Consider the following 4,365-nt stretch of genomic DNA (forward strand, 5'->3'; position numbering starts at 1 on the left):
CCCTCATTTTTTTCCCATTCATTTCATTAGCCAACCATTTAAAGGAGCATAAAGTATGGCAACAGGTTTTTTACACGGTGTTGAAGTTATCGAGGTTGACGACGGCACCCGCCCCCTTCGCGCGGTACAATCGGCAGTTATCGGGATTGTTGGCACGGCGCCCGATGCAGATGAACAAGCATTTCCTCTTAATACACCCGTTTTGGTAACAGGCTCTCTTTCACAAGCAGCTAAACTGGATAAAACAGGCAAGCGTCAAGGCACCCTACCCAATGCCCTTGATCTTATTTTCAAGCAAGTGGGAGCTATTGTTGTTGTCGTGCGTGTGAACGAGGGTGACAATGAAAATGCAACACTCACCAATGTTCTAGGTGGTGTGAATGCAAATGGCGCTTATGAAGGCGTCCATGCTTTGATTGGAGCGGGGTCCATTGTGGGACAAACACCACGCATTCTCATCGCTCCAGGCTTTACACATCAACGCCCTTCCAGTGTGAATATTGAAGAGAATGGAACTGGTGCAACTGCCAACCCCGTCGCAGCAGAACTCATTGGCATTGCAGAGCGTCTGCGTGCTATTGTGGTGCTTGATGCACCAAACACAACAGATGAAGCAGCCCTTAGCACAGCAAAGGATTTTGATTCAAAGCGCGCCATCATAGTTGACCCTTTTGTAAAGGTGAATCGTGATGGAAAAATCTTAGAACAGCCAGCAAGTGCAGCAGTTGCTGGTGTCATTGCCAAAACTGATTTTACACACGGTTTTTGGCATTCCTCTTCAAACAAAGTGATCAATGGCATTGTTGGCACTGCGCGCCCCATTGATTTTTCCATTGGTGATCGATCAAGCCGCGCTAACCTTCTTAACGAACAAAACATCACAACAATTATCCGCGAAAATGGTTATCGTCTTTGGGGTAATCGCACCCTTTCAAGCGATACAAAGTTTGCTTTCTTATCGGTGGTGAGAACCGCAGATATGATCAATGACGCCATTTTGCGCGGACATCTATGGGCTGTCGATCGCAATATCAAAAAAACCTACATGAATGATGTCAGTGAAAGCGTCAATGCCTATTTGCGTGATTTAAAAGCACAAGGCGCCATTCTTGGTGGGCGTTGTACGCCTGATCCAGAGTTGAATACAGCAAGCGCTATTGAAAGCGGCAGAGTCTATTTCAATGTCGAATTCACACCAACAACACCAGCAGAACACATCACATTCCGTTCACGCATTGTGAATGATTATTTAGAGGAGATTTTTTAATGGCTATCCCCGTTTTACCAAGAGTTTTGAAATATTTTAACATTTTTGTCGACGGCATTCCCTATCAAGCAAAATGTGAAAGCGTAACATTACCGAATTTGAATTTGGTTGTTGAAAGTTATCGCGGCGGAGGCATGGACTCCTCCATTGAAGTTGACCTTGGTCTTGAAACTCTCATTCTCACCATGACCATTTCTGATTGCTCTCCAGAGTTGATGACACTGTTGGGGCGCACTGATGTCGACATTTCATTACGAAGTTCAATGCAAGCGCAAGGCACACCCGCAGAAGGTGTTGTCATTACCATGAGAGGACTATGCAAAGGCTTTGAAATGGCAGAATGGCAACCGGGGAGCAAAGCAACATCCACAGCAACATTCACATTACAGTATTTCAAATATGTCCAGAAGGACGTTGAAATTGTTGAGATAGACGCTCTCAACATGGTGAGGAGATTCAATGGCGTTGATGATTTAGCAGGTCATAGAGAAAACATAGGATTATAAAAATGACAGTACAAACAAGCATTACACATAAATTACTTGTACCGGTTACTTTTGAGGGAAAAGAACACACCACAATTACCTTACAGCGCCCCAAAACAAAAGATGTGCAAGCAATCGATAAAAAAGAAGGCATAGAACAAACAATCGCTATGGTTGCACGCCTTTCTGGATGGCCACATGAAGCGGTTGGAGAACTCGATATTAATGACATGGCAAGTCTTGGAGAGATTTTGGAGTCTTTTATCAAGCGGCGGGATACCTCGACTGGGAAAACGCCGCTAAACTCATAGCCGATATTACCATTGTGTTCCATTGGTCCCTTTCAAAGATGATGGAAATGGAACCGCAAGAACTCATATTCTGGCGAAAACAAGCAGCAGAAAGGTATAAGACAAAATGAGTGAAAAAGTTGCTGATGCAAAGGTAAAACTGTCTCTTGAAGACAAACTCACCGCGCCTCTTAAACGTGTACAAAAAAAATTCGATACATTGTCTAAAACACTCTCACATAGTTTGGGTATTCCGCGCTTTTCTGCTGCTGTCAAAAACATGACAAAAAGCCTTCATGGCGTTCAAAGTGCTCTTGGAGTGGCGGCAAGCCGTGCTTCGGTCTTTACCGGTGTCTTAGGGCTTGCTGGTGGTGGTCTTGTGGCAAGTGTAGCCGCCCTCACCATGAAAACCATGCATCTGGGGGATAGTCTTCATCACGCATCACGCCATTTGGGGATGAGTGTTGCATCGCTTCAATTATGGGGCGATGCAGCCGATAATTCAGGATATTCTGCTGAACTTTTTCAACAATCTCTAGCAACTTTAAATAGGCGTTCAGCACAAGCATATGCTGGACAAAAAAGAGGCATTATGGGCTTTGAAGCACTTGGCATTTCTGTCAAAAACGCTTCTGGAAAACTCAAATCAAATTCGGCTTTGTTGGAAGAAATTACCGACAAGATGAGTAAGATGAAAAATCAAGCACAAAGACAGCATATTGCCGCTCTGCTGTTTGGGGGCGATGGTAAAGAAATGGCGACCATGCTTGCACAAGGCATGGCGCCTATCAAAGAGCTGTTTGCAAAGGCGCGAAAAGGAAAATGGCTCATAGGTGCCGATGTTGCACGCTATGCAGCAGATTTGAGTGATAAGCTTGGTGCTTTTAAGAAAAAAATAGGCGGTATCGCGAGCTTTATTGGCGCCCGTTTCATGCCCGTGATTAATGATATGATTGACGGTTTTTCAAAGTTGATTGATGAAAACCGCGACCTCATTCAAACAACCGTTGCGAGCTGGGCAAAAACCTTAAAAAAAGTCCTTAATGATTTGCTTAACCCTACCTCCGATTTAAGAAAAGGCATCAGTGATCTCACAGAGAGAATTAAAGGCTGGTTCCAATGGCTAGAACCTCTGATTGGTGAAATAACCCTTTTCAAGGTAGGACTTGTGGCACTTGGTTCGTTCATTTTTGGTCCACTCATTGCCGCATTAGCAGCCGTAGGAACAGCGTTTGTCACACTTGGTATCACAATCATGACCACACCTATCGGTTGGCTAATTGGCGGTATCACGGCACTTGTTGGAGCTGGATATCTGCTTTATAAAAATTGGGACAAAATCAATGGCTGGCTGCTTACATCACTAGCCATAGTAAGCGCAGTTTTTATCAGGCTTGCTTTCGCTCTTTCAGGACCAGTGCTTTCAGCCTTCACTTCCGTTGGTTCTAAAATTACCGGTCTGGCTGCAAATCTTGGAAAATCCCTGCTCTCAAAAATAATCGCAGCAGATAAAGCTTTTATTAGATTTTCTGCTACTCTGGGAAGATCACTGCTTTCAGCATTAGCCTCAGCTGCTTCCGCAATTGCTGGTCTTGCTGTAACTCTTGTAGCTTCACTCATTCCAGCAATAACTGCCGTTAGTTCTGCTTTTATATCGCTTGGTATCGCAATCATGACCACTCCTATCGGCTGGATAATGGCTGGTATTGCTGCCCTTGTTGGAGTTGGATATCTGCTCTACAAAAATTGGGATACGGTAGTAAGCTTCATAAGCAACTTGTGGAATTCTTTTGCGAGCTTATGTAGTAACGTTTTCAATAACCTCTTGACGCTCTTTAAAAACTTTTCACCGCTCTCTTGGATTTCAAAAAAAATCAATGCATTGATTGAGTGGCTGTTTAGCATCGATTTAATGGAAGCAGGATCCAATCTGATTAACGGGCTTTGGGAAGGTATCAAAAGCCAATGGAATGCTCTGTCTGATTGGTTTGGCGGCATGATAAGCAAATTAACCAGCTGGATGCCTAATTGGATGAAAAAAAAGCTAGGCTTTAATGTTTCAATCAACAAAACTTCAACCCAGACCATTAAAACCTTTACCAATGAAACCAATGCACGGGCAAAAAAAATGCTGGATACAGTAGTGGTTACAAACACCCCGCCTGAAAAACGCAAGAGTGGTTTTAATACAAGTGTCGTTGAAACAGGACAAATGCAGGCAACAAATAAAGTGGGTGCCTTTAAAGCTCCAAAGCCAATTACGGTTCATAAACCCGTTGAAGTAGACGCCCGTGTAACCATTACAAATCTAAATATTTCAGTA

Annotated in this window: 5 protein-coding genes; all 5 read left to right on the forward strand. The window is 43.7% G+C overall.

The genetic code is table 11. The annotated features are described in order from the left end of the window. Positions 1–55: 55 nt before the first annotated feature. Positions 56–1,267, forward strand: coding sequence for a phage tail sheath subtilisin-like domain-containing protein (locus tag ACFIJ7_RS08975; RefSeq protein ID WP_375645123.1), 1,212 nt, complete (start codon positions 56–58; stop codon positions 1,265–1,267). Then, positions 1,267–1,773 (forward strand): phage major tail tube protein, encoded by a 507-nt coding sequence (locus tag ACFIJ7_RS08980; protein ID WP_375645124.1) that lies wholly within the window; start codon positions 1,267–1,269, stop codon positions 1,771–1,773. Before ACFIJ7_RS08975 ends, ACFIJ7_RS08980 begins: the two co-directional genes overlap by 1 nt. 2 nt (positions 1,774–1,775) lie before the next feature. Next, entirely contained in the window at positions 1,776–2,063 is a 288-nt protein-coding gene (locus tag ACFIJ7_RS08985; RefSeq protein ID WP_375645125.1) for a phage tail assembly protein, read from the forward strand. A gap of 47 nt (positions 2,064–2,110) precedes the next feature. Beyond that, on the forward strand, positions 2,111–2,173 hold the full coding sequence (locus ACFIJ7_RS08990; protein ID WP_234924827.1) for a hypothetical protein: 63 nt from the start codon (positions 2,111–2,113) through the stop codon (positions 2,171–2,173). Next, positions 2,170–4,365 (forward strand): phage tail tape measure protein (locus ACFIJ7_RS08995; protein WP_375645126.1); only part of this gene is annotated, 2,196 nt, incomplete at its 3' end. The genes ACFIJ7_RS08990 and ACFIJ7_RS08995, both read left to right, overlap by 4 nt.

The organism is Bartonella sp. MR100HLJHH (genome assembly GCF_042194215.1).
Classification (GTDB): Bacteria; Pseudomonadota; Alphaproteobacteria; order Rhizobiales; family Rhizobiaceae; genus Bartonella; species Bartonella grahamii.

What these genes read in the sequence shown, in the direction of transcription:
- ACFIJ7_RS08975 (WP_375645123.1), top strand. Translation starts at nt 56, where the DNA reads ATGGCAACAGGTTTTTTACACGGTGTTGAAGTTATCGAGGTTGACGAC.
- ACFIJ7_RS08985 (WP_375645125.1), top strand. Translation starts at nt 1,776, where the DNA reads ATGACAGTACAAACAAGCATTACACATAAATTACTTGTACCGGTTACT.
- ACFIJ7_RS08980 (WP_375645124.1), top strand. Translation starts at nt 1,267, where the DNA reads ATGGCTATCCCCGTTTTACCAAGAGTTTTGAAATATTTTAACATTTTT.